21 protein-coding genes are annotated in these 23,567 nt (G+C 65.2%); 6 read left to right on the forward strand and 15 right to left on the reverse strand.

Features of this window, described 5'->3' with window-relative positions:
* Window positions 1-8: 8 nt before the first annotated feature.
* Together LC062_RS07430 and LC062_RS07435 are read right to left on the reverse strand one after the other, a co-directional pair.
* Window positions 9-767, reverse strand: a complete 759-nt coding sequence (locus LC062_RS07430; RefSeq protein WP_224910413.1) for an SDR family oxidoreductase — start codon at window positions 765-767, stop codon at window positions 9-11.
* Window positions 768-889: 122 nt separating this feature from the next.
* Window positions 890-1,288, reverse strand: coding sequence for a DUF2177 family protein (locus LC062_RS07435; protein ID WP_224910414.1), 399 nt, complete (start codon window positions 1,286-1,288; stop codon window positions 890-892).
* Window positions 1,289-1,497: 209 nt separating this feature from the next.
* Here LC062_RS07435 and bfr point away from each other — a divergent pair, with 209 nt between their 5' ends.
* On the forward strand, window positions 1,498-1,983 hold the full coding sequence (bfr, locus tag LC062_RS07440; protein ID WP_224910415.1) for a bacterioferritin: 486 nt from the start codon (window positions 1,498-1,500) through the stop codon (window positions 1,981-1,983).
* A gap of 55 nt (window positions 1,984-2,038) precedes the next feature.
* Window positions 2,039-2,899, forward strand: a complete 861-nt coding sequence (locus LC062_RS07445) for a 2-keto-4-pentenoate hydratase (protein WP_224910416.1) — start codon at window positions 2,039-2,041, stop codon at window positions 2,897-2,899.
* A gap of 59 nt (window positions 2,900-2,958) precedes the next feature.
* Here LC062_RS07445 and LC062_RS07450 read toward each other — a convergent pair whose 3' ends face one another.
* Window positions 2,959-5,412 carry a Tex family protein gene (locus LC062_RS07450; RefSeq protein ID WP_224910417.1) on the reverse strand — a complete coding sequence of 818 codons (2,454 nt, stop codon included), beginning with the start codon at window positions 5,410-5,412 and terminating at the stop codon, window positions 2,959-2,961.
* Window positions 5,413-5,620: 208 nt separating this feature from the next.
* Between LC062_RS07450 and LC062_RS07455 the strand changes: the two genes are divergently transcribed.
* On the forward strand, window positions 5,621-6,184 hold the full coding sequence (locus LC062_RS07455) for a fasciclin domain-containing protein (RefSeq protein WP_224910418.1): 564 nt from the start codon (window positions 5,621-5,623) through the stop codon (window positions 6,182-6,184).
* A 77-nt stretch (window positions 6,185-6,261) separates the two neighbouring features.
* Here LC062_RS07455 and LC062_RS07460 read toward each other — a convergent pair whose 3' ends face one another.
* The 7 genes from LC062_RS07460 to LC062_RS07490 all read right to left on the reverse strand — a co-directional run bounded on the left by LC062_RS07460 (window position 6,262) and on the right by LC062_RS07490 (window position 15,620).
* The gene (locus tag LC062_RS07460; protein WP_224910419.1) at window positions 6,262-7,377 is read right to left on the reverse strand and encodes an ATP-dependent DNA helicase; all 1,116 of its coding nucleotides are present in this window, start codon (window positions 7,375-7,377) and stop codon (window positions 6,262-6,264) included.
* A 150-nt stretch (window positions 7,378-7,527) separates the two neighbouring features.
* Window positions 7,528-8,358: a dipeptide ABC transporter ATP-binding protein gene (locus LC062_RS07465; RefSeq protein ID WP_224910420.1), complete on the reverse strand. Its 831-nt coding sequence runs from the start codon at window positions 8,356-8,358 to the stop codon at window positions 7,528-7,530.
* On the reverse strand, window positions 8,355-9,212 hold the full coding sequence (locus LC062_RS07470) for an ABC transporter ATP-binding protein (RefSeq protein WP_224910421.1): 858 nt from the start codon (window positions 9,210-9,212) through the stop codon (window positions 8,355-8,357). The genes LC062_RS07465 and LC062_RS07470 overlap by 4 nt, the downstream gene beginning before the upstream one ends.
* A 5-nt stretch (window positions 9,213-9,217) precedes the next feature.
* The gene (locus tag LC062_RS07475; protein WP_224910422.1) at window positions 9,218-10,132 is read right to left on the reverse strand and encodes an ABC transporter permease subunit; all 915 of its coding nucleotides are present in this window, start codon (window positions 10,130-10,132) and stop codon (window positions 9,218-9,220) included.
* 15 nt (window positions 10,133-10,147) lie between these two features.
* A complete protein-coding gene (locus LC062_RS07480) occupies window positions 10,148-11,155 on the reverse strand; it encodes an ABC transporter permease subunit (protein ID WP_224910423.1) in 1,008 nt (335 codons plus the stop codon).
* A 107-nt stretch (window positions 11,156-11,262) separates the two neighbouring features.
* Entirely contained in the window at window positions 11,263-12,867 is a 1,605-nt protein-coding gene (locus LC062_RS07485) for an ABC transporter substrate-binding protein (RefSeq protein ID WP_263625524.1), read from the reverse strand.
* A 359-nt stretch (window positions 12,868-13,226) separates the two neighbouring features.
* Window positions 13,227-15,620 (reverse strand): mechanosensitive ion channel domain-containing protein, encoded by a 2,394-nt coding sequence (locus tag LC062_RS07490; protein ID WP_224910424.1) that lies wholly within the window; start codon window positions 15,618-15,620, stop codon window positions 13,227-13,229.
* 636 nt (window positions 15,621-16,256) lie between these two features.
* On the opposite strand from LC062_RS07490, the gene LC062_RS07495 reads away from it, so the two are divergent.
* Entirely contained in the window at window positions 16,257-17,270 is a 1,014-nt protein-coding gene (locus LC062_RS07495) for a DUF2336 domain-containing protein (RefSeq protein ID WP_224910425.1), read from the forward strand.
* Window positions 17,271-17,329: 59 nt separating this feature from the next.
* On the opposite strand, the gene LC062_RS07500 is transcribed toward LC062_RS07495, so the two are convergent.
* From LC062_RS07500 to fliI, 3 genes are all read right to left on the reverse strand, one after another.
* Window positions 17,330-17,770, reverse strand: a complete 441-nt coding sequence (locus LC062_RS07500) for a paraquat-inducible protein A (RefSeq protein ID WP_224910426.1) — start codon at window positions 17,768-17,770, stop codon at window positions 17,330-17,332.
* 152 nt (window positions 17,771-17,922) lie between these two features.
* Entirely contained in the window at window positions 17,923-18,339 is a 417-nt protein-coding gene (gene fliJ / locus LC062_RS07505; RefSeq protein ID WP_224910427.1) for a flagellar export protein FliJ, read from the reverse strand.
* 29 nt (window positions 18,340-18,368) lie between these two features.
* Window positions 18,369-19,694 (reverse strand): flagellar protein export ATPase FliI, encoded by a 1,326-nt coding sequence (gene fliI / locus LC062_RS07510; RefSeq protein WP_224910428.1) that lies wholly within the window; start codon window positions 19,692-19,694, stop codon window positions 18,369-18,371.
* A 370-nt stretch (window positions 19,695-20,064) separates the two neighbouring features.
* On the opposite strand from fliI, the gene ctrA reads away from it, so the two are divergent.
* Together ctrA and LC062_RS07520 are read left to right on the forward strand one after the other, a co-directional pair.
* Complete coding sequence (gene ctrA / locus LC062_RS07515) at window positions 20,065-20,754, forward strand: response regulator transcription factor CtrA (protein ID WP_181760736.1); 690 nt, start codon at window positions 20,065-20,067, stop codon at window positions 20,752-20,754.
* Between the two features lie 165 nt (window positions 20,755-20,919).
* Window positions 20,920-21,375, forward strand: coding sequence for a DsrE family protein (locus LC062_RS07520; protein ID WP_224910429.1), 456 nt, complete (start codon window positions 20,920-20,922; stop codon window positions 21,373-21,375).
* A gap of 99 nt (window positions 21,376-21,474) precedes the next feature.
* Here LC062_RS07520 and LC062_RS07525 read toward each other — a convergent pair whose 3' ends face one another.
* On the reverse strand, window positions 21,475-22,335 hold the full coding sequence (locus LC062_RS07525; RefSeq protein ID WP_224910430.1) for a CheR family methyltransferase: 861 nt from the start codon (window positions 22,333-22,335) through the stop codon (window positions 21,475-21,477).
* A complete protein-coding gene (locus tag LC062_RS07530; RefSeq protein WP_224910431.1) occupies window positions 22,332-23,549 on the reverse strand; it encodes a protein-glutamate methylesterase/protein-glutamine glutaminase in 1,218 nt (405 codons plus the stop codon). The genes LC062_RS07525 and LC062_RS07530 overlap by 4 nt, the downstream gene beginning before the upstream one ends.
* Between the last annotated feature and the right edge of the window lie 18 nt (window positions 23,550-23,567).

A 23,567-nucleotide genomic window follows, 5' to 3' on the forward strand; every position in this document is an offset into this window, starting at 1 on the left:
CCGCCCCGTCAGCCCCGGCCGATATAGGGCATCGCGGTCGCCATCACCGTCATGAACTGCACATTGGCGTCGAGCGGCAGGCTCGCCATATGCAGCACCGCATTGGCTACGTTGGCGACATCCATCACCGGTTCGGCACGCAGGGAGCCGTCCGCCTGCGGCACGCCCTGCTGCATCGCCTCGGTCATGTCCGACGCCGCATTGCCGATGTCGATCTGACCACAGGCGATGTTGCAGCCCCGCCCATCCAGCGACAGCGAGCGGGTCAGCCCGGTGATCGCATGTTTGGAGGCGGTGTAGGGCGCCGAACCCGGGCGCGGCACATGGGCAGAGATCGAGCCGTTGTTGATGATACGCCCGCCTTGCGGGTCCTGATCGCGCATGGCGATGAAGGCGGCCCGGGCGATCAGGAACGCCCCATCCAGATTGACCGACAGCACCCGGCGCCACTCCTCGAAGGACGTGTCGCCCACGGTGGCGCCCTTCACGTTGGTGCCCGCATTGTTGAACACCACGTCGAGCCGGCCATACCTGTCGGCGATGCCGCCGAACAGATCATCGACCGCCACCGGATCGGTGACATCACAGGCAATGCACAGGGCGTTCTCGCGACCAGCCGACGACAGGGCAGCGGTTTCCGCCAGCCGCTCGGCCCGCCGCCCGGTCAGCACCGTGCGGTAGCCGGCCTCCAGAAACGCCACCGCGCAGGCCCGCCCGATGCCGGAGGACGCCCCGGTCACCAGCACCACATCTCCCGCACCCGCCATCTATCCCCTCCGCTGAACTGCTGAATTTCAAAGCCGCCGCACCATGCGCGATGCCCACAGTCAAAGGCAAGCAGGCAAAGGCAAGCGGGCAAAGGCAAGCGGTCCAGGCCTGCCCCCGCCCCTCACCCCAATGCGCGGGCGACAAGGAAACCGCAGGTGGCGGAGACGCCGGTCAGGCAGGCGCCCCAGGCGACATCCACGAGGGTCACGTCGAGCGGCCAGTCACGCAAGGTCGCCAGATTGGTGAAATCATAGGTGGCATAGGCGAAGAAGCCGAACAGCAGGCCATAGACGGCCGCGTCCCACCACTGGCCGCTGCGCAGCGCCGGCGCCACCGCGAAGATGACGATCCCGACCACATAGACGGTGTAAAACGCCGCCGCGACGGCGAAATTCACCTGATCCGCCATCAGGCTGCCAAGTCTCTCCCGATAAAATCCACCGGCCAGATGCCCCAACCACAGATAGTCGAGGGCAAGGAAGACGATGGCCGAGCCCAGAAACCCAATCGCATATGACATTGGTCATTCCTCGTTGTGCCGTCTGGAGGATAAACGCAATCAGACCGCGATCGGTTCACCGAAAAACCAATCTCGTCGGTCCGCCGTAGATCGGGGCAGTCGGATGGTCTCCGCTCTGGAATTTGGAATAATTCTAAACTAAGATGCCGCGAATCCGCAGCGCATGACGCGATGCGTGTCCCCGGAAGATGCATAGAGGAGTTGATGGAATGAAGGGCAGTGAGAAGGTTATCGAGCGTCTGAACGAGGCCCTGTTTCTGGAGCTTGGCGCGGTCAACCAGTATTGGCTGCATTACCGGATGCTGGACGACTGGGGCCTGACCAAGCTGGCCAAGAAGGAGCGCGCGGAATCCATCGAGGAGATGCAGCACGCCGACAAGCTGGTCGCGCGGATCCTGTTCCTGGAAGGCCATCCCAACCTGCAGAGCGTTGCCCCGCTGCGCATCGGCCAGGACGTCAGGGAAGTGCTGGAATCCGATCTGGCCGGCGAGCATGAGGCCCGCACCTCCTACGCCAAGTCGCGCGACATCTGCCGCGAAGAAGGCGACTATGTGTCGATGCATCTGTTCGAGGAGCTGCTGACCGACGAGGAAGGCCACATCGACTTCCTCGAAACCCAGCTCGACCTTCTGGAGAAGATCGGCGTGGAACGCTACAGTCAGTTGAACGCCGGCTCCGCCGACGAGGCCGAATAAGCCTTTCGCCGCGCCGGAAACGGCGCGGCCTTTTTCTTTTTGGGGGGAGACACTCATGAAAATGCCCTTGATCGCCGCGGCGATCGCCTTCGCGCTGACCGGTGCGGCAAGCGCCGCCTGTCCGGATGACGCCGCCGTCGACGCCTTCTTCGCCGCACGGCAAGCCGCCGAGCCCGCGCCCCTGGCCATCGCCGCCGGCGCGCCGCTTGCCGACGGCCAATGCGCCCAGGACATGCTGGTCGCCCGGCTGACGGAAAGCCTCGGTCCGGTGATCGGCTACAAGGCCGGCCTGACCTCGCCGCCGGCGCAAAAGGCCTTCGGCGTCAGCGAGCCGGTGTTCGGCACCCTGCTGAAGGGCATGATCCTTGAATCGGGCGCGACGGTGCGCCCGGCCGAGGCGGTGCGCCCCCTGTTCGAGGCGGATATGATCGTCGAGATCGGCGATGCCGCCGTCAACGAGGCCACCACGCCGGCCGAGGTGCTGGCCTCGATCCGTGGCGTGCGGCCCTTCCTGGAACTGCCCGCCCTGGTCGTCGGGCCGGACACCAAGCTGGACGGCGCGGCCATCACCGCCATCAATGTCGGTGCCTGGAAGGGGGTGATGGGTGACCTGATCGCCCTGCCCGAGGGCGACGCCGGCGTTGCCATGCTGGCCGATTTCACCGCCCGCATGACCGATGCCAAGACCGGCGAGACGCTGTCCGCCGCGCCCGGCAAGGCGGTGCTTGGTCATCCGCTCAATGCGGTGATCTGGGTCGCCAAGACCCTGAAGGCGCAAGGCAAGGCGCTGGCGCCCGGCGATCTCGTCTCGGTCGGCACCTTCGGACCGCTGACGCCGATGAAGCCGGGCATGAGCGTCCGCCTCACCTACGAGGGACTTCCCGGCACGCCGAGCCTCGACGCCAGTTTCGAGTAAGCCGGCGATCCACGGAAAAATCCGGCCGGCCTCCGAATGGGGGCCGGCCGCTTGCCTCGTTATTTCTTTTTCTTGTTGAACGCGGCGGCCAGCGCCGCCGCCATGGCGCTGTTCTGATCCGGCGCAGCGCCGCCGCCCTGGCGCTGTCCGCCAGACTTCGAACCGCCAGACTTCGGACCGCCGGATTTCCCGTATCCTGTTTTCGGCCCGGACCGGTCACCGCCCTTCGGCCCGGTGGATTTGCCGCGCGCACCGCCGGCGGTCTGGCCCGCGTCCGCGCCGCCGTCCTTGCGCATGGACAGGGCGATGCGCTTGCGCGGCAGATCGACCTCGATCACCCGGACCCGGACGATATCGCCCGCTTTCACCACCTCGGACGGATCGCGCACGAACCGGTCGGCGATCTGCGACACATGCACCAGCCCGTCCTGATGCACGCCGATATCGACGAAGGCGCCGAAATTGGTGACGTTGGTGACCGTGCCTTCCAGCCCCATGCCGGGCCGCAGGTCGGACAGGGTCTCCACCCCATCCTGCAGCCGGGCGGTGCGGAATTCCGGACGCGGATCGCGGCCCGGCTTTTCCAGTTCCGCCAGAATGTCGCGCACGGTCGGCAGGCCGAAGCGCTCGTCGGTGAACTCTTCCGCATCGAGCGCCCGAAGCCGCTCCGGATGGCCCATCACCTCGTCGAGCGAGCGGCCGCAGGCGGCAACGATGCGCTTGGCCAGCGGATAGGCTTCCGGGTGCACCGAGGAGGCATCCAGCGGATTGTCACCACCCGGGATCCGCAGAAAGCCGGCGCATTGCTCGAACGCCTTCGGACCGAGCCGGGGCACGGTGAGCAGATCCTTGCGGGTGCGGAACGCCCCTTGCGCCTCCCGGTGCGCGACAATCGCGCTGGCGAGCCCCTCCGACAGGCCCGACACCCGGGTCAGCAACGGCACCGAGGCGGTGTTGAGGTCGACGCCGACCGCGTTCACCGCATCCTCGACCACCGCGTCGAGCGAGCGCGCCAGCTTGGTCTGGTTGACGTCATGCTGATACTGGCCGACGCCGATGGACTTCGGCTCGATCTTCACCAGTTCCGCCAGCGGATCCTGCAACCGCCGGGCAATCGAGGCCGCCCCGCGCAGGGACACATCCACATCCGGCAGCTCCTTCGCCGCCAGCGCGCTGGCCGAATAGATCGACGCGCCCGCCTCGTTGACGATCACCTTGACCGGCTTCCGGTCCGCCGGAATATCGGCGAGGCAATCGGCGACCAGACGGTCGGTCTCGCGGCTGGCGGTGCCATTGCCGATGGCCACCAGGGCGATATCGTGCCGGGCGATCAGCGCCTGCAGGGTGGCGCGCGAACCGCTGACATCGTTGCGCGGCTGGAACGGGTAGATCGTCGCCGTCTCGATCAGCTTGCCGGTGCCATCGACCACCGCCACCTTGACGCCGGTGCGAATGCCCGGATCAAGACCGAGCACCGACTTGCGCCCGGCCGGCGCGGCCAAGAGCAAATCCTTGAGATTGCGCGCGAACACGTGGATCGCCTCATCCTCGGAGCGCTCGCGCAGGCTGTTCATCAGCTCCAGCTCCAGATGCAGCGCCAGCTTCACCTTCCAGGCCCAGCGGGCACAGTCCATCAGCCACTTGTCGGCCGGACGCCCCCTATCCTCGATCCCGGCGGCGGTCATCACCATCCGCTCCACCGGCCTGACCGGCGCGGTGTCCTCCGCGTCAACCACCAGATCGAGCGCCAGAATCCCCTCGTTGCGCCCGCGCATCAGCGCCAGCGCCCGGTGGCTCGGGATGTCCGCCCATTTCTCCTGATGCTCGAAATAGTCGGAGAACTTGGCCCCGGCCTCCTCCTGCCCGGAGACGACGCGGGAGCGCAACTGACCGCCGCGCATCAGGTGGTTGCGCAGCCGCCCCACCAGCGCCGCATCCTCGGAAAACCGCTCCATCAGGATCTGCCGCGCCCCGTCGAGCGCCGCCTTCACATCGGCAACGCCCTTGTCCGCATCCACATAGCCGGCGGCCACCTGCTCCGGGTTCTGGGACGGGTCGCCAAGCAGCCCATCGGCCAGCGGCTCCAGCCCCGCCTCGCGGGCGATCTGCGCCTTGGTCCGCCGCTTCTTCTTGAAGGGCAGATAAAGATCCTCAAGCTGCGCCTTGCTGTCGGCGGCACGGATCCGCTCCGCCAGATCCGGCTCCAGCTTGCCCTGTTCCTCGATGGATTTCAGGATCGCCGACCGCCGCGTTTCCATTTCCCGCAGGTAGACGAGCCGCTCTTCCAGTGTGCGCAGCTGGGTGTCGTCGAGCCCACCGGTCGCTTCCTTGCGGTAGCGGGCGACGAAGGGCACGGTCGCCCCTTCATCCAAGAGCGCCACCGTCGCCGCCACCTGCTCCGGCCGGCAGGCAAGCTCCCCGGCGATACGGCGGGCGATCTGCGCCGCGACCCCGGGGGCCGGCGGCTGGTTCTTCCCGGTGGCGACTGCGGCAGGTTCAATCGGCTCGGACATGATCAGGCTCTTCACTTTCGTCAATCATCCGTCTTGTGACGGGCGCCAGACCCTACTCGGGACGCCGGCAAAGCAAAAGACCGACGCCGCGCCTCTCCCGTCCGCTGTTCAGATTTTTTTCGCGCGCCGGACTGAACCAGGCGCCAAGACGCTGCGTAGCTTTCCACGGGGCTACGACAGAAAACAGCTGAGAACAGAGGAATTCAAGATGACTGTTTCCCTCAAGACGCTTGCCCGCAACACCCTTGCCGGCGCCCTGCTCGCCGCCGTCCTGCCGGTGGGCGCCGCGACCCTCGCCGCGGCGGATGCGCAGATGTCCGCCTCCAAGACCATTGTGGAACGCGCCGCCGCCTCCAGCGATCACACCACGCTGGTCGCCGCGGTCAAGGCCGCCGGGCTGGTCGAAACCCTGTCGGGGTCTGGCCCGTTCACGGTGTTCGCTCCCACCAACGACGCCTTCGGCAAGCTGCCGGACGGCACGGTCGACACCCTGTTGAAGCCTGAGAACAAGGCGCAGCTCACCAAGATCCTGACCTGCCATGTGGTCGCCGCCGAGGCGATGTCCAGCGCCATCGCCAAGCTGATCGCCGATGGCGGCGGCTCCCATCCGGTCGAGACCGTGGGCGGCTGCGTCTTCACCGCCAAGAGCGAAGGTGGCAAGATCATGCTGGAAGACGGCCAGGGCAACATGGCGACCGTAATCGCTGCCGATCTGGACCAGTCGAACGGCGTGATCCATGTGATCGACACCGTGCTGTTGCCGGCAAGCTGACCCGTCCGGCCCAACTGATAAACTGTCCCGGCGCGCGCCCGCGTGCCGGTTTTTTTTCCGCGCGTGGCCTGCCGCGATCAGCGCACCACGGTGATCCGTTCCGCCGCCCGCGTCACCGCCGTATAGAGCCAGCGCGCCTGATGTTCGCGGAACGCCCAGCTTTCATCGAACAGAACCACATCATCCCATTGCGAGCCCTGTGCCTTGTGCACGGTCAGCGCATAGCCGTAGTCGAATTCGTCGGAGCGGCGGCGCAGGGCATAGGGGATCTGCTCGGCACCATCCTCGAACAAGCCCGGCAGCACCTTGACGCTGACCTTCGCCCGGCCGCCCGCATCGTCCTCGGGACGAATGTCGAACCGGATGGTGTTTCCCTTGGAGGGGCGCAGCCGGTCGACCGTCCACAAACCGCCGTTGAGGAGCCCCTTGGTCTTGTCGTTGCGCAGGCACACCAGCTTGTCACCAACACCGGGCATCGGCGTGGTGAAGCCCTTCAGCTCGCGGATCCGGCCATTGTACAGCCGGCGGGTCCGGTTGGTGCCAACCAGCACCTGATCGGCGGCAAGGATCGCCTCGGCGTCGATCTCACGGCGCGAGATGATGCGGCTGTCGCCATAAGTGCCGGCGGCCAGTTCACCGCCCTCGCGGATCAGCATCGACATATGCACGATCGGATTGTCGCGCGCCTGCCGGTGCACCTCGGTCAGCATGATGTCCGGCTCGGCCTCGGTGAAGAAACCGCCACCCTTGACCGGCGGCAACTGCGCCGGATCGCCGAGCACCAGCACGGGCGTGCCGAAGGACAGGAGATCGCGGCCGAGGTCCTCATCGACCATCGAACATTCGTCGATGACGATCAGCTTGGCCTTGGCGGCGATGCTGTCCCGGTTGATCGAGAAGCTGAGCGCGCCCTCCTCCTCGTCCTCCGTCTCCTCCTTGCGCCCGCGCGGGCGGTAGATCATCGCATGGATGGTGGAGGCGTCGGCGCAGCCCTTCTGCCGCAGCACATGCGCGGCCTTGCCGGTGAAGGCGCCGAAGGCCACAGCCCCGTCGATGCCCTCGGCCAGATGCCGGGCAAGCGTGGTCTTGCCCGTGCCGGCATAGCCGAACAGGCGGAACACCTGCTTGTCGCGGTTTTTCAGCCAGCGCGCGGTTTCGGTAAGGGCGTCGGTTTGTTGCGGCGACCAATCCATCGAGCGATTCCCGTTTCGTTCGCCCCTTCCTAACCGGTTCGCGGCGCGATGGCACGCCCCGATCCGGCGAACCGGGAAAAGCAAGGCCTGTCGTGATCCGGAAAGAGCGCCCCCGGCGCCACGCGCCGGGGGGCTGTCACATCGCCGGCCTCAAGCCGCCGACTTGGCCGCCAGCCGCGCCTTGATGCTGGCCACATCGGCCCGCGGCGTCGCAGCGAACAGGGTCTTGGTGTAGTCGTGCTGCGGGTTGTCGAACACCGCATCCCGGGTGCCGTATTCCACCGCCTCACCGAAATACATCACCATCACCTGGTCGGCGATGTAGCGCACCACCGACAGGTCGTGGCTGATGAACACATAGGTGAGGTTGAACTCGTCCTGCAGATCGGCGAGCAGATTGAGGATCTGCGCCTGCACCGAAAGATCGAGCGCGGACACCGGCTCATCGAGCACCAGGAGCTTCGGCTTCAGCATGATCGCCCGGGCGATGGCCACGCGCTGGCGCTGACCGCCGGAGAACATGTGCGGATAGCGGCCGTAATGCTCCGGCTTCAGGCCCACCTTTTCCAGCATCGCCATCGCCAGGTCGCGCCGCTCGGCCGCCGGGGTCGAGGTGTTCAGCAGGAGCGGTTCTTCCAGCACTGCGCCGATCTTCTGGCGCGGGTTGAGCGACCCATAGGGGTTCTGGAAGACGATCTGCACCGCCTGACGCATCTCCCGCGTCACCTTGCCGGCATTGATGTCGATCGGCGCCCCGTCGATCTCGATCGAGCCGGAGGTCGGCGCGTCGATCATCGTCAGCATCCGCGCCAGGGTCGACTTGCCGCAGCCCGATTCGCCGACCACCGCCAGGGTGCTGCCACGCTCCACGTCGAAGCTGACGCCCTTGACCGCGTGCAACACGCGCGGCGGGGTGAACATCCCGCCCTTGGTGACGTAGTCGCGTTTCAGGTCGCGCACCTTGAGGATCGCATCGCTCATGTCCGCGCCTCCGTCTGCTCACGTGCGAACGCTTCGGTGTAGTCGCTGACGGTCGGCAGCCGGTCGCCGGTGGCGTTCTCCGGCAAGGCCGACAGCAGCGCGCGGGTATAGGGATGCTCCGGCGCCTCGAACAGCGTCAGCACATCCGCCGTTTCCATCTGCTTGCCCTGATACTGGACCACCACCCGATCCGCCGTTTCGGCGACGACGCCCATGTCATGGGTGATCATGATCAGGCCCATGCCGTGGTCGCGCTGCAACCCGGTCAACAGATCGAGGATCTGCTTCTGGATGGTCACATCCAGCGCGGTGGTCGGCTCATCGGCGATCAGCAGCTTGGGATGGCAGGCCGTGGCGATGGCGATCATCACCCGCTGGCACTGGCCGCCCGACATCTGATGCGGGAAGGCGTTCACCCGCCGCTCCGGCTCGGGAATGCCCACGGCGGTCAGAAGCTCGATCACCCGGTCCCGGCGCTGCCGCCGGTTGAGATCGGTATGCGCCTTCAGGGTTTCCAGAAGCTGGAACCCGACCGTGAAACACGGGTTGAGGCTGGCGATCGGCTCCTGGAAGATCATCGAAATGTCCTTGCCGATGACCTTGCGCCGCTGCGCCGTGCTCAGGCTGCGCAGATCAACGCCCTCGAAAGACATTTCATCGGCGGTCACCGTCGCGCTGTCCGGCAACAGACCCATCATCGCCAGCATGGCGACCGACTTGCCCGACCCGGATTCGCCGACGATCGCCAGCACCTCGCCGGCCTCGACCGTGTAGTCGACCCCGTCGAGCGCCCGGAACGGGCCGGCGGCGGTGTCGAACTCGACACGCAGATTGCGGATTTGCAGAAGACTCATCTGGCTCAGCTCCGCTTCAGCTTCGGATCGAGCGCGTCACGCAGACCGTCGCCGACAAGGTTGATGGCCAGCACGGTGATCAGGATCGCCAGACCCGGGAAGGTCACCACCCACCACGCCCGCAGGATGAACTCGCGCGCTTCGGCCAGCATGGTGCCCCATTCCGGCGTCGGCGGCTGCGCGCCCATGCCCAGGAAGCCCAGCGCGGCCGCATCGAGGATGGCATTGGAGAACGACAGGGTCGCCTGCACGATCAGCGGCGCCAGACAGTTCGGCAGGATGGTCTTGAACATCAGCCGCAGATTGCCGGCGCCCGCCAGCCGCGCCGCCACCACATAGTCGCGGTTGCGCTCGCTGAGCACCGCCGCGCGGGTCAGCCGCACGAAATGCGGTTGCAGCACGATGGCGATGGCGATCATCGCATTGACCAGCCCCGGCCCGAGCACGGCCACCAGCACCAGCGCCAGCAGCAGCGAGGGAAAGGCAAGGATCACGTCCATCACCCGCATGATGGTGGTATCGACCCAGCCCCGGAAATAGCCGGCGATCAGCCCAAGGACCACGCCGCCGGACAGGGCGATGGTCACCACCACCACGCCGATGAACAGGGAAAAGCGCGCGCCGAAGATCAGCCGCGACAGGATATCGCGCCCGACCGCATCGGTGCCGAGCAGGAAGCTGACATTGCCCCCCTCCTGCCAGAACGGCGGCGTCAGGAAGTTGTCGCGATACTGGAAGTTGGGGTCATGCGGCGCCACCAGCGGCGCGAGCAGAGCGATCAGCACCAGCGTCAGGAACACGAACAGGCCGATCACCGCGCCCCGGTTCTGCGAGAAATAGAACCAGAACTCGGCCAGCATCGCCCGGTTGGCATTGCGGCTTTCGGTTTTTGCCGCGGCGGAGGCATCAAGAGAAGACATGGGAGAGCTCCGCGATCAGGTATGGCGAATACGGGGATTGACGAGGCCGTAAAGCACATCGACGATCAGATTGACGATCATGACGATGGCGGCAATCATCAAGAGCCCGCCCTGCACGACCGGATAGTCGCGCCGCGCGATGCTGTCGACCATCCACTTGCCGATGCCCGGCCAGGAGAAGATCGTTTCCGTCAGGATCGCGCCCGCCAGCAGCACCCCGACCTGAAGGCCGATGGTGGTGATCACCGGGATCAGCGCGTTGCGCAGTGCATGCAGACCGATCACCCGGCTGGAGGACAGGCCCTTGGCCCGCGCCGTGCGCACGTAATCCTCGCCCAGCACTTCCAGCATCGCCGAGCGCGTCTGCCGCGCGATCACCGCCAGCGGGATCGTCGCCAGCACGATGGACGGCAGGATCAGATGGCTGACCGCCGACTTGAACGCCCCCGGTTGGCCGGACAGCAGACTGTCGATCAGCATGAACCCGGTGGTCTGCGGGAAGAAATACATCAGCGAGATCCGCCCCGACACCGGCGTCCATTGCAGAATGCCGGAGAACAGGATGATCAGCAGAAGGCCCCACCAGAAGATCGGCATGGAATAGCCGACCAGCGCGGTTCCCATGATGGTCTGGTCGGTGAACGACCCGCGCCGCACCGCGGCGATGATCCCGGCCGGAATGCCCAGCGCCACGGCGATGATGATCGCGCAAAGCCCCAACTCGACGGTCGCGGGAAAGAGGGTCAGGAATTCGGTGAGGACCGGCTTCTTGGTGACGATCGACGTCCCAAGGTCGCCGCTGAGCAGACCGACCAGATAGTCGAAATACTGCTCCCAGATCGGACGCGAAAAGCCGAACTGATCCATCAGCTCGGCATAACGCTCGTCGGAGATGCCGCGCTCGCCGGCCATGAGAAGGACCGGGTCGCCAGGCAAAAGGCGGATGAAACCGAATGAGATGATCGTCACGCCGAGAAATGTCGGGATCAGAAGGCCAATTCGGCTGAACAGGAATCGGAACATGAATGTATCCACAAGGAGCGCACCGGCCGGAGGTCCGGCCGGTGCGTCGGTTTGTGCCGGGATTCCGCAACGTCATCAACGCCGCGATCCCTCGTCTGGACTGTGGTTTACTCGGCGATATCCACGCCGTCAAACCAATGGCCGCCAAGCGGGTCCATCACATAGCCCGAAACCTTGCTCGACATCGGCATGAACACCACCGAATGGGCGATGGTCGCCCACGGCGCCTGCTCCTTGAAGACCACCTGGGCCTCTTCGTAGAGCTTGGTGCGCTCGGCCTTGTCGGAGGTCACCTTGGCCTTCTGGATCAGGTCCTCGAACGGCTTGTGGCACCAGTGGGCGCGGTTGGAGCCGCCGACACCGTCGCAGCCGAGCAGAACGGCGAGGAAGTTGTCCGGATCGCCATTGTCACCGGTCCAGCCGAGCAGCACCGCGCCATCGCGATCGGTTTCCTTCGAGCGCTTCAGGTACTCGCCCCACTCATAGGAGACGATTTCCACATCGACGCCGATCTTGCCGAAATCGGCCTGCATCACCTCGGCCATGCGCCGTGCGTTCGGGTTGTACGGGCGCTGCACCGGCATCGCCCAGATCTTCATCTTCAGATCCTTGACGCCGGCTTCGTCGAGCATCGCCTTGGCCGCTTCCAGATCGAAAGCGTCATCCTCGATCGCCGCGTTGTAGGACCACATCGTCGGCGGGATCGGGTTCTTCGCCGCCTGGCCGGTGCCCTGGAACACCGCATCCAGAATGGCCTGCTTGTTGATCGCCTTGTTCAGCGCCTTGCGGACCTTCGGATTGTCGAACGGCGCCTTCGTGGTGTTGTAGGCCATGTAGCCGACGTTGAGGCCTTCCTGCTCCATCAGGGTCAGGTTGGGGTCAGCCTTGATGTCGGCAACATCCGCCGGCGCCGGGAACGGCACCACGTGGCACTCGCCAGCCTTCAGCTTCTGCAGGCGCACCGAGGCATCGGTGGTGATGGCGAAGATCAGGTTGTCGATCGGCTGCTTGCCGGCCCAGTGATCGGCGAAGGCCTGGTAGCGGATCACCGCGTCCTTCTGGTAGCCGACGAACTGGAACGGACCGGTGCCGACCGGCTCCTGGTTCATCAGTTCCATCTTGCCGTCAGCAGCGAGCTTGTCGGCATATTCCTGCGACTGGATCGACGCGAAATCCATCGCCAGGTTGGCGATCATCGGCGCTTCCGGGCGAGTCAGCACGAACTTCACGGTGTAGTCATCGACCTTGACGATCTCTTTCACGAGATCGGGCATCGACATGCCGTTGAAATACTCCCAGGACGCACCGGCGGTGTAGCTGTGCCACGGGTGGTTCTTGTCGAGCTGACGCGCGAAGGAGAAGATCACGTCATCGGCGTTGAAGTCGCGGGTCGGCGTGAAGGACGCGGAGGAGTGGAACTTCACCCCCTTGCGCAGGTTGAAGGTATACTCCAGCCCGTCGTCGGACACGGTCCAGCTCTCGGCGAGGCCCGGACGGACCTCCGTGGAGCCGCGCACGAACTCGACCAGGCGGTTGAACACCGGCTTGGACGAGGCGTCGAAGGTGGTTCCGGTGGTGTAAAGGGCGCTGTCGAAGCCTTCCGGCGAGCCTTCCGAGCAATAGACCAGCGTCTTCGCCGAAGCGGCGGACACCAGCAGCGCGGACAGGCTGGCGCCCAGAAGCGCAGCTTTCATGGTACGGCGGATGATCATTGAAAACGTCTCCCATAAATGTCTTCGGCCCGCCGGAGTTTTCTTGTTTGGCCCCTTCCAAAACGGAAAGATGCCATCGGTCCGGCAGACCCTGCCGGCACTCTAGTGCCGCGAAAGCCCCCGTACAACCGTGACGATCTTCTCAATTTCCGAATTTAAAGGAAGATTTTGCCTCATCTGCCGGAATGGTGAGCCGATCGACCACCTTACGTTCAGAGCGGCATGGAACATTCTTCCGTCGGGAGAGGTTTCTCGCCATCGTCCGGCACCGCCGGAACCCAAACGGAAGAAGACGCCGGACACGCGACGTCATGCCGTAACGTGACGGCAGGACGCGCGCGGCGACGGCGAGGAAGGCGCTAGAGCTCGTCCTCGCCCCCCGGCATATCGCCGGGCTTGGCCTTGGGCACCGACGGGCGCTTGCGCGGCTGCGGCGACCTGTCGCCATCGGCGGCCGTGGCGGCAGCGGGTTCGTTGGCAGGCAGCGCCACGGGCGGGGTTGCCGGGTGGTAGGTGACCTGCGGGAACGGGATTTCGATTCCCTCTTCGTCGAACACCGCCTTGATCTTTTCATTGTAGGCGCGCCCGACCGCCCATTGCGAACCGGGCACGGTCTTGATCCGGGCCCGCACGGTGATCGCGCTGTCGCCGAAGGTGGTAATGCCGTGCATCTCCAGCGGCTCCAGGATCTGCACGCCGATCTCTTCCTTCTTCAGCCGCTCGAACGCGGTTTCCATCGCCCGCTTCACCTGGCCGATGTCGCTGTCATAGGCCACGCCGATCGCCGCCACGTGATAGGCGTAACCACGCATGAAGTTTGCGATCCGGTCGACGGTGGAGAACGGAATCACATGCGCCGTGCCGTCGATGTCGCGCAGCCGCACCGAACGGATGGTCAGGTTCTCCACCGTTCCGGTCACCCCGCCGAGCGTCACCACATCCCCCTCGTTCATGGCGTTTTCGAACTGGATGAAGGCACCGTTGATGATGTCCTGCACCAGCTTCTGCGAGCCGAAGGAAATCGCCAGACCGAAGACACCGGCACCGGCGATCAGCGGGCCGATGTTGACCCCCAGTTCCGAGAGGGTCAGCAATGCGATCATCACCACCAGGACAATGGAAAACGCATTGCGAAACAGACCGAACAGGGTCTTTTCCCGTGACGTCGGCAGGCGACCGCGCGGATTGAGCTTCAGGTCCACCCAGGACATCACCGCCAGCCAGATCAGGAAACCGACCAGAAGCACGATGCCGGCCGAGGCAGTCCCGCCCAGGAAATTGCGCCCGTCATTGCTGCGGAACCAACCTTGCGCGTCGACCGCCCCCCACACATGCAGGATCGAGACGACAACGCCGACAAACACGCCGAGCCGCAACAGTGAGAGAATGCGCGGGATGAAGGTGTTGAGCCGCCGCTCCAAGAGCGGCAGGGTGGTATGGGCCCCGCCGGGCAGGCGAATGCCGCCGGCAATGGCACGGGTCAGCGCCAGCGACACCAGCGTCCCGATCATCACCGACAGCACCGACAGCGCCGTCGCCCGCATCATGAAGGTGGTGGCATCGATGGGCCGCGACAGCCAGACCGAAAGCAGCAACAGCACATAGAAGATCGCCACCAGATGCCAGGTGCGGGCGGCCACTTCGACCAGACCGGTGGTGAACATGTTGGTCTGCGCCTCGGCATAGGCGCTGATCCGGCTCCGCGTCGCCAGACGGTTGCGCAGGATCGCGAAAATCGCCATCCCGACGCTCAGCAGCACCAGGATCATGCGCAAGGAATCGGCGAGGACGAAGGAGATGTAACGGGACACCAGCGGTGTCGCCACCATGGTGCCATAGCCCAGCACGTTGACAATCGCGAACAGCCAGCGACGCCAGTACAGCGCCTGGACGTCGTCGAGCGGCACCAGCCGCAAGGCGGAAAACTTCGGGCTGAGCGCGAAGCGGAGGCTCACCTTGGCGATCTGCACGAAGAAGAAGGCGTTGAGGAACAGGGATTCGACCAGTTCGACCTGCCCGCGCACCTGACCATAGGAAATCGCCACCGCATAGCCCACGCCGAAACACAGACCGACGATCACCAGCTCCAGCCCCGCCCGCAACAGCAGCAGCATGGCGCGGCGCAGGATCGTGCCGGTCTCCGCCCCCTCCGCCATCCGCGCGAAGAAACGGTCGGAAAGCCGGCGCAAGATGTAAAGGAGAATGACCGTGGCGGCGACCAGCAGGGCGAGCTGGATCAGGATGCCGTTGACCTGATCCCAGTTCGCGCCGCTGGCATAGGTCAATGCCCGTGGCAGCGAGGAGAGTGAGCGGGTAATCCGGTCAAGATAAATCCCGGCTTCCTTGACCAGGCCCTGGCTCGCCTGGGCGATGCGCACCGCCAGATGGTCCGGCTGCTTCTCGGCGACGGCCTCATCGGCTCCTGCCGCCGCGCCTGTCGGCGTCTCTGCCGTGGCGGCCGCGTCCGGCGCCTCTGCAGCGGGCGCTGGGGGCGGCGCGTCCACCGGCGCGGCGCGCCCTTCCTTCAGGTACCGGATCATCGCGTCGCGCGCATCCGGATCCTCAAGAATGCGGATCAGCGCATCGGCACCGGACCGCGCCGCCTCATCCGACACTGCGGCCGCGCCCGGCGCAGCGACCGGGGCAGCAGTTGGGGCAGCTGCTCCCGTCTGCGCAGTGGCCACCGACCCCACGGGAAATGCCATCAGTGCAACTGCAATGAGAAGGGCAACAAGCCCGGGCCAGCGCATCATCGGTTCGTCTCCAGAAGCTCTCCAGGGTCTGGACCCTAGTCCAGTGGGCGCACACCCTGCGGGCACGTCGCAAGCGATGCCGCCCCTCCCAAGGAGCGCCGGCCCTTTCTACCTAGCTGAAAGAGAAACGCCGTCAACCGGCCGCATGGCTTCCACGCTCCCGGCCATGAGAGGGCGAGGTACCAAGGCAGCCGCAAAACTGCTCGGCGCAATCGCGGCCTGAAACGACACGTACCGAGGCCATTGGCTCCAGAGGGAGCAGCGGGATACGTCCCCCGCGTCGTCCCGCCCGGGCGCCAGCGCCTTGCAGGTAGTACGGTGCGCCGCAAGAGTTTCCAGGCAGACACCATCCTCTGCCTCGCTGACAGTTGCAGCCTACGCACACTGTGGCAAAGGGTCCACCCCTGCTTGCATCCCGGAGATGAATCGCGACCGGCGCTATGAGCGCCACGCCAGATCTGCCGCACCTCCCCCAGCGTTACACGCGTATCCCCCGCGAAGTTGCGCAAGAGGCACAAAAAGCCTCAACAGATTCGTAACGCGCGTCCTATAATTTTAGGTGGAGATGAAAGGTTTGAAATGCTCAACGACCTGTTGACGCTTGCACGGAACCCGTCCCGCGAGGCGCGAGGCCATTTGCTTCAGCGCGTCGCGGACGTGTTCCTGGACGGCGTCGGCAAGCATACAGAGGCCGAGCTGGTCCTGTTTTGCGAGATCATCCTCAAATTGCTGGAGGGCAGCAGCCTGGCCCAGCGCGCGCGCCTGTCCCGGCGCATGGCCCCCTGGGGCGAGACCCCGAATCGGGTCGCCTATCGCCTGGCCAGCGATGAAATCACCGTTGCCGCGCCCATGCTGGAGCAAAGCCCCAGCCTGACGGAAAGCGATCTGCTCAAGCTGACCCGGCGGATGCCCCAGACCCATCTGATCGCCATCGCCCACCGGGTGGACATGCCCAGGCGCGTGTCCGACCTCCTGGTGGAAAAGGGAACGATCCGGGTCTGGCGGACCATGGCCGGCAACACCCGCAGCAGCATGTCCGACTGGGCCATGCGCACGCTCGCCAAGCGGTCGATTTCCGACACCCAGCTTCGCCGCAACCTGAGTGCCCGGCAGGATCTGACACCGCTGATCTGCGACTGGCTGATCCCGCATGTGAACACCCCCACCCGCATCCGTCTGGAAGCCATCCGCTCCGGCTCCAACCCGGGCCAGATGACCACCCCGGAGCAGATTCGCAAGGAGTTGCGGTCGCGTTTCGACATCTCGATCGAGACCTGCGACGTGGAACGCCTGTGGCAACTGGTTCGCGACGACGACTTCAGCCTCGACAAGCTGATGCTCGTCCTGCTCGCCGAACGGCGTCACAATGATGCGCTCGACCTGTTCGCCCGCCGCATGAAACGGGCGCTGCATGCCATGCAGGGAACGGTGTTCCAGGCCGGGATCGATGAGTTGATCTCCCAGGCCCATGCCGCCCGACTGTCCGATCAGGTCTTCCTCGCGCTGGCGCAACTGCGCTGCCAGCATCTGCGCATTCCCGAAAGCCAGGCGACCAGATGGCTGGACATGTTCCGCCAGCTCGCCCCTGCGTCCCGGAACAGCGGGCCATCCCCCGCCAAATCGTCGCCAACGTCCCGGGCGCCGAACTGACGGCGGCCCGGCCAGGGGCGTGCGGCCCCGCCGATCAGCTCAGTTCAGGTCAGGCCAGTTCACGTCAGGGGGCGGGCCAGCCAGGCCGCCAGCGCGGTCGAAAGCGCCGCCGTGCCATAGAACCAGAGACCGGGGAGTGCCATGGCGGTCGCCAGTCCGCTGGACTTGGCGGCGAACACGACCAGCGCCACCAGCATCACATCCATCATCGACCACTTGCCCAGCGCCGCCATCAGCCCGTGCGGCACCGCCGCCCGTCCGGCGACCACGCCCACATGCAGCGCCAGGATCTTGAGCGCGGGAAAGCCGATGGAAACCGCCGCCACCAGACCGGCCAGGGCGCGCTCCCCGTCGATCCACAGGCCGGCGACAACCTGAATGAGCGTCGGCTGGTCCTGAAAAAAATACAGCCGCTCCATCTGCAGGAGCGGCATGGTCAGGCCAAGAACGAAGCACACCGTGGCGAGGGGCAAAAGCAGGGATATCAGCAGGCGGCGCACAGTCAGCTCCAGGAGAAAGATGGGGGCTAGGGTCTGATCCCTCCCCCCGACAGAACGGCCCGGCCGGCGAGAGGCACCAGCCCGTGCCCGCGCGCCCTTCGCCCTGCCGCCAACGGGCGGAACGACCGTGCGAAGGGACCCGCGCGGCGGCCTCAGCGCACGGTGTGGGCCCGGCGCCGTCCGGCGATTTCGTCGAGCTCGTCCTGCTCACGGGCCTCGCGCTCGCCGCGCTCCCGGATCTGGTCCCGCTCTTCCAGCAGCTCGAATTTCTTCAGCTCTTCGAGTGCCTCGCGCAGCTCCTCGCGGGCATTCTCAAGCTGCTCGTTCAATTCCTCGGCGGAATTCAACAGGTTGTCCCGGCGCTGCGCCGCTGCCTTGGCGAAGGTCGGATAGGCGAAATGGGTCTCGTCGGTGATTCCCACCCGCTTCTGTTCCGACGCGATCTGGTCGTCCAGCTCTCGCGCCATGCGCTTGAACTCGTCCACCATCGATTCGATCTGGCTCACCTGCCGGCGCCGCTCATCGACCTGAAACTGCTTCAAACGAATTAAACTTTCACGCGACTTCATCACTCAGCACTCCCGTCTAAGCCGCAATCCTACGCAAGAGTCATTTCCAAAAGGTTGGCGAGACGCTGATAGCCTTCATCAAGCGATGTCGCCTCGCCCTTGCCCTGGGACAGGAAGGTTTCCAGCCCCTCGTTTCGGCCGATCGCCTCGTCGACCAACGGATCGGAACCCCGGCGGTAGGCGCCGAGCCGGATCAGCTCCTCCATGTCCGCGTGGGTCGCCATCAGCTGCTTGGCCTTGCGCAGCACCGGCAGGACGTCGTCCGGCACGCAGCGCGGCATGGTGCGCGACACCGATTTCAGCACATTGATCGCCGGATAGCGACCGCGCTCGGCGATTGCCCGCTCCATGACGATATGGCCATCGAGAATGCCGCGCACCGCATCGGCGACCGGCTCGTTGTGATTGTCCCCCTCCACCAGCACCGTGAACAGGCCGGTGATGAAGCCGCTGCCGGCCTTGCCCGGCCCCGCCCGCTCCAGCAGTTTCGGCAATTCGGTAAAGACGGTCGGCGTATACCCCTTGGAGGTCGGCGGCTCGCCGACCGACAGGCCGATCTCCCGCTGCGCCATGGCAAAGCGCGTCACCGAATCCATCATGCACATGACATTGCGCCCGGCATCGCGAAAGTGCTCGGCGACGGTCATGGTCATGTAGGCGGCCTGGCGCCGCATCAGCACGCTCTCGTCGGAGGTGGCGACGACGACCACGCTGCGCGCCAGCCCCTCCGGCCCCAGATCGTCCTCGACGAACTCCTGCACCTCGCGGCCGCGCTCGCCGATCAGGCCGATCACCGCCACATCCGCCGCCATGTTGCGGGCAATCATCGACATCAGCACCGACTTGCCCACGCCCGAGCCGGCGAAGATGCCCATCCGCTGCCCCTGGCAGCAGGTGACGAAGGTGTTCAGCGCCCGGACACCCAGGTCGAGCGCCGGCCCCACCCGGCCCCGGTCGCTGGCCGGCGGCGGGGTCGAGCGCAGCCGCCGCGGCACGCCGCCGCTGGGCAGCGGTCCGCGGCCATCGATCGGATCGCCCATGGCATTGACCACCCGGCCGAGCCAGGCGTCGCACGGATAGGTGAGGCTGTCGCGCGCGGTCAGCACGGCACGGCAGCCCATGCGCACCCCCTCCAGCCCGGCGAAGGGCATGCACAGGGCACGGCCCTCGCGGAACCCGACCACCTCGGCATGAACGGGCGGCTCGCCCTCGCCGCAATCGACGGCCAACAGCGCGCCCACGCTCATTTCGTGGATCGGCCCGGCCACCTCCAGCAGCAGCCCCTGCACGGACACGACACGGCCGAACACCTCGGCGGACATCAGTGATTCTATTTCGGCAAACAGCGGTTCCATTCGCGCACCAGATTGCGAGCTCGGTCGGGCACGGTAACCTATCGTTTACATGTTTGGTTAATCTTAATCCCGAGGGTTTTGTGGATGATGAGCCGAGCTTGGGCCCATATCCGGCATCGAAGTGAGTCACGTGAGTCGGTTACGCCGTCTTGTTAATGTGAAATCTGAAGATTCTTCGGGCTTAATTTCCGAAGTTTTTTCAGCTAATTGGGCGGAAATCCCAAACTCGCTTCATCGGTGCTTGCAGGTGTGAATCAGAATTTGTTAACCATTGTCTCACACAGTGAGTCGGGGTTAACCGCAGTCCTTCGCACCGGGAGCATTTCGGCCGGAGCGGCTTGCCCAGGATAGGCAGACATAGGGGATTGGCATGCGTGTCCTGTTGATCGAGGATGACAGCGCCACGGCGCAGAGCATCGAACTGATGCTCAAGTCCGAAAACTTTAACGTCTACACGACGGATCTTGGCGAGGAAGGCATCGACCTCGGCAAACTCTATGACTATGACATTATCATGCTGGACCTCAACTTGCCGGACATGTCGGGCTATGAGGTCCTGCGCACCTTGCGTGTGTCGAAGATCAAGACGCCGATCCTGATCCTCTCCGGTCTTGCCGGTATCGAGGACAAGGTTCGCGGTCTCGGCTTCGGTGCCGACGACTACATGACCAAGCCGTTCCACAAGGACGAGCTGGTGGCGCGCATCCATGCGATCGTGCGACGCTCGAAGGGTCATGCCCAGTCGGTCATCACCACCGGCGATCTGGTGGTCAATCTGGACACCAAGACGGTCGAGGTCGCGGGCCAGCGCGTGCATCTCACCGGCAAGGAATACCAGATGCTCGAGCTGCTTTCGCTGCGCAAGGGCACGACGCTGACCAAGGAGATGTTCCTGAACCATCTCTATGGCGGCATGGACGAGCCGGAGCTGAAGATCATCGACGTGTTCATCTGCAAGCTGCGCAAGAAGCTCGCGGCGGCAACCGCCGGGCGCAACTACATCGAGACCGTTTGGGGACGCGGCTACGTGCTGCGCGAGCCGGAAGAAAAAGCGGCCTGAGCCGCCCACGCAAGGCCAGTTTCCCGACCTCCTTGGACCCCGCCCCTGGCGGGGTCTTTGCGTTTCCGGCCCCTAGGGTCGAGACCGACACCACTCCTGATTGACAGCGAAGATGACCTATAGGTATCCCTGGTATATTCGAATATTCGAAATCAGAGGATCCCCATGCAGAAATTCGCGATGTTCCTGGTTGCCGCGCTGGCGATGGCCGTTGCCGCCCTCCAGCCCGCCACGGCGGAGACCGACAAGACCGCCGGCCTGTTCGTCAATCTGACCACCGATGACACCTGGTCGGCTGCCAAGGCGATCTCCTTCGCCCATCAGCGGGTTCTGAAGGGCGGTCACAAACCGGTGGCGATCTGGCTCAACGTCCGCGCCGTCTATCTGGCGGACAAGAAGCGCCCCTCCAATGTCCCGGGCCTCTTGCGTTCGGCGGACACCTCCATCCAGGACATGCTGACCGCGTTCATGGCCGACGGTGGCCGCGTGGTGATGTGCAGCGCCTGCTCCAAGGCCTCCGGACTGACCAAGGCGGACTATATCGACGGCGTGGAGATGGGGACCTGGCCGGTGGTCGAGAGCCTGCTGTTCGATCCGGCGGTCAAGACGCTGGCCTGGTAAGCGAAGGCGGCGCCGCGCCGCCCCGCGAAAGCGGCAGACATGACAACGGCCGCCCCGGCAAGGGGCGGCCGTTTGGGTATTCGGCACTGGCGTCGGCAGTTATCCGGCGACCGACAACCGGGGGCGGGGCGTCGCAGCGCTCGGCCCCGCCTGGCCGGTCTGATAGAGACCGCGCAGGCCCGGCACCGGACGGAACGCATCGGTGAGCCCGACCACGGTTTCCGCCGCGCCAAGCACCAGATAACCATCCGGGGCGATCCCACGGGCGATCCGCTGCAACACATCGACCTTGGTCGGCTGGTCGAAATAGATCAGCACATTCCGGCAGAACACGATGTCGAAGGTGCCAAGGCCGGCGAAGCTCTCCAGCAGGTTGAGCTTGCGCCACTGCACCATCGCCCTGAGGTCCGCATTGATCTGCCACAGATCGCCCTTCTGGGTGAAATACTTCAGCAACATCTGGATCGGCAGGCCGCGCTGCACCTCGAACTGGCTGTAAATGCCGTTGCGAGCCTTGTCGAGCACCTCGCTCGACAGGTCGGTGGCGATGATCTCCACCCGCATGCCGGCCAGCTTGTGCGCTGCCTCCTTCAGGCAGATCGCCAGCGAATAGGGCTCCTGGCCGGTCGAGGCCGCCGCACACCAGATGCGGATCGTCCGCCGGTCGGCCCGCGCCTTGATCATGGCGGGCAGCATGGTCTCCCGGAACAGCTGAAACGGCGTGCCGTCCCGGAAGAAGAAGCTCTCGTTGGTGGTCATTGCTTCCACCACATCGGTTGCGATCTGTGTCGCCCCCGGCTTCTGCATGGCCTGCACCAGCTCGCTCAGGCTCGTCAGCCCGTGTCGCCGGGCCACCGGCAGCAGCCGGCTTTCGACGAGATATTGTTTTTCGTTAGACAGGACCAGCCCGGACCGGGACTTCAGGAACTGCTGGAGATACTCGAACTGAGACGCAATCACCTGAAGCCTCCACTCAAGACCCGAACGATCTTCGGGCCGATATCGGAAATCGGAAGTATGTCGCTGCACATGCCGGTCTGAACCGCCGCGCCGGGCATCCCCCAGACCACGCTCGTTGCCTCGTCCTGGGCAATGATACTGCCACCGCCGGCGGCGATCGTGCGCACGCCATCGGCACCGTCATGCCCCATGCCGGTCAGCACCACGGCCAGGGCCGCCGAGCCATACGCCTTGGCCACGCTGTCGAACAACGGATCGACGGCCGGCTTGCAGAAATTGATCGGCGGCTCGTCATTGAGCTGCGCCACCACCTGGCCGCCGTCCTTGGCCACCGTCATGTGATGGCCGCCGGGCGCCACATAGATATGCCCCGGCTTCAGCACCTCGCCATGCTCGGCCTCCTTGGCCGGGCGCATGGCCGCCTTGGCCAAATGCTCGGCCAGGATCGCCGTAAAGGTTGGCGGCATGTGCTGGGTCACCACCACCGGCACTTCGCGGATGGCCGTGCCGATGTCCGACAGAACCTTTTGCAGCGCCTGCGGCCCACCGGTCGAGGAGCCGATGGCAATGATCCGGGGCCGAACGTTTGAGTAGGCGCGCGTCTTCGTCTCCGGCGCCGCCGGTGCGGCATGCGGCATGGCGGCGGCCCGCACATAGCCGCGCGGCACTGCCGGTGCCCGCGAGACCGGCGTTTGTGCCGCCAGCCGGCCGGCGCTGGTCTGAGCCCGCATCGGCCGTGCCCCGGCCGAGGGCTGCCCCCGCCGACGCTGGCCAAGAGCCTTGATCTTTTCGATCAGATCCCGCCGGAAATCCTGGGAGGTGGTGACCGCGCTGGAGGTTTCCGGCTTCGGGATATAGTCCTGAGCTCCAAGCGACAACGCCCGCAGGCTGATCTCGGCGTTGCGCCGGGTCAAGGTCGAGGCCATCACCACGATGAGGTCGCGCTTCTTCCTGAGCATCAGCGGCAGGGCGGTCAGACCGTCCATTTCCGGCATTTCGATATCGAGCACCACCACATCCGGGGCGCTGCGTTCGATGTCGTCGACCGCGAGCTTGCCATTGCGATGAGCTGCGACCAGTTGCAGAGCCGGGTCTTCCTCGACCCAGCGACCGATCAGACCTCGAATGACGACGGAATCATCCACCACCATCACGCGGATCGCCGCGCCGGCAGCCCGACCCGGGGCTGCGGTGGCAGAAGGAATAGGGCTCATTGTCCTGGTTCCTTCGGG

It is taken from the genome of Stappia indica, from assembly GCF_020177335.1.
Taxonomy (GTDB): domain Bacteria; phylum Pseudomonadota; class Alphaproteobacteria; order Rhizobiales; family Stappiaceae; genus Stappia; species Stappia indica_B.

Excerpts from the sequence above, each read along its gene's own strand:
- LC062_RS07455 (WP_224910418.1), top strand. The coding sequence starts at position 5,621 with ATGACTGTTTCCCTCAAGACGCTTGCCCGCAACACCCTTGCCGGCGCC.
- LC062_RS07485 (WP_263625524.1), bottom strand. The coding sequence starts at position 12,867 with ATGATCATCCGCCGTACCATGAAAGCTGCGCTTCTGGGCGCCAGCCTG.
- ctrA (WP_181760736.1), top strand. The coding sequence starts at position 20,065 with ATGCGTGTCCTGTTGATCGAGGATGACAGCGCCACGGCGCAGAGCATC.
- fliJ (WP_224910427.1), bottom strand. The coding sequence starts at position 18,339 with ATGAAGTCGCGTGAAAGTTTAATTCGTTTGAAGCAGTTTCAGGTCGAT.
- LC062_RS07430 (WP_224910413.1), bottom strand. The coding sequence starts at position 767 with ATGGCGGGTGCGGGAGATGTGGTGCTGGTGACCGGGGCGTCCTCCGGC.
- LC062_RS07520 (WP_224910429.1), top strand. The coding sequence starts at position 20,920 with ATGCAGAAATTCGCGATGTTCCTGGTTGCCGCGCTGGCGATGGCCGTT.
- LC062_RS07460 (WP_224910419.1), bottom strand. The coding sequence starts at position 7,377 with ATGGATTGGTCGCCGCAACAAACCGACGCCCTTACCGAAACCGCGCGC.
- LC062_RS07490 (WP_224910424.1), bottom strand. The coding sequence starts at position 15,620 with ATGATGCGCTGGCCCGGGCTTGTTGCCCTTCTCATTGCAGTTGCACTG.
- LC062_RS07470 (WP_224910421.1), bottom strand. The coding sequence starts at position 9,212 with ATGAGTCTTCTGCAAATCCGCAATCTGCGTGTCGAGTTCGACACCGCC.
- LC062_RS07450 (WP_224910417.1), bottom strand. The coding sequence starts at position 5,412 with ATGTCCGAGCCGATTGAACCTGCCGCAGTCGCCACCGGGAAGAACCAG.
- fliI (WP_224910428.1), bottom strand. The coding sequence starts at position 19,694 with ATGGAACCGCTGTTTGCCGAAATAGAATCACTGATGTCCGCCGAGGTG.
- LC062_RS07435 (WP_224910414.1), bottom strand. The coding sequence starts at position 1,288 with ATGTCATATGCGATTGGGTTTCTGGGCTCGGCCATCGTCTTCCTTGCC.
- LC062_RS07465 (WP_224910420.1), bottom strand. The coding sequence starts at position 8,358 with ATGAGCGATGCGATCCTCAAGGTGCGCGACCTGAAACGCGACTACGTC.
- LC062_RS07480 (WP_224910423.1), bottom strand. The coding sequence starts at position 11,155 with ATGTTCCGATTCCTGTTCAGCCGAATTGGCCTTCTGATCCCGACATTT.
- LC062_RS07530 (WP_224910431.1), bottom strand. The coding sequence starts at position 23,549 with ATGAGCCCTATTCCTTCTGCCACCGCAGCCCCGGGTCGGGCTGCCGGC.
- bfr (WP_224910415.1), top strand. The coding sequence starts at position 1,498 with ATGAAGGGCAGTGAGAAGGTTATCGAGCGTCTGAACGAGGCCCTGTTT.
- LC062_RS07445 (WP_224910416.1), top strand. The coding sequence starts at position 2,039 with ATGAAAATGCCCTTGATCGCCGCGGCGATCGCCTTCGCGCTGACCGGT.
- LC062_RS07475 (WP_224910422.1), bottom strand. The coding sequence starts at position 10,132 with ATGTCTTCTCTTGATGCCTCCGCCGCGGCAAAAACCGAAAGCCGCAAT.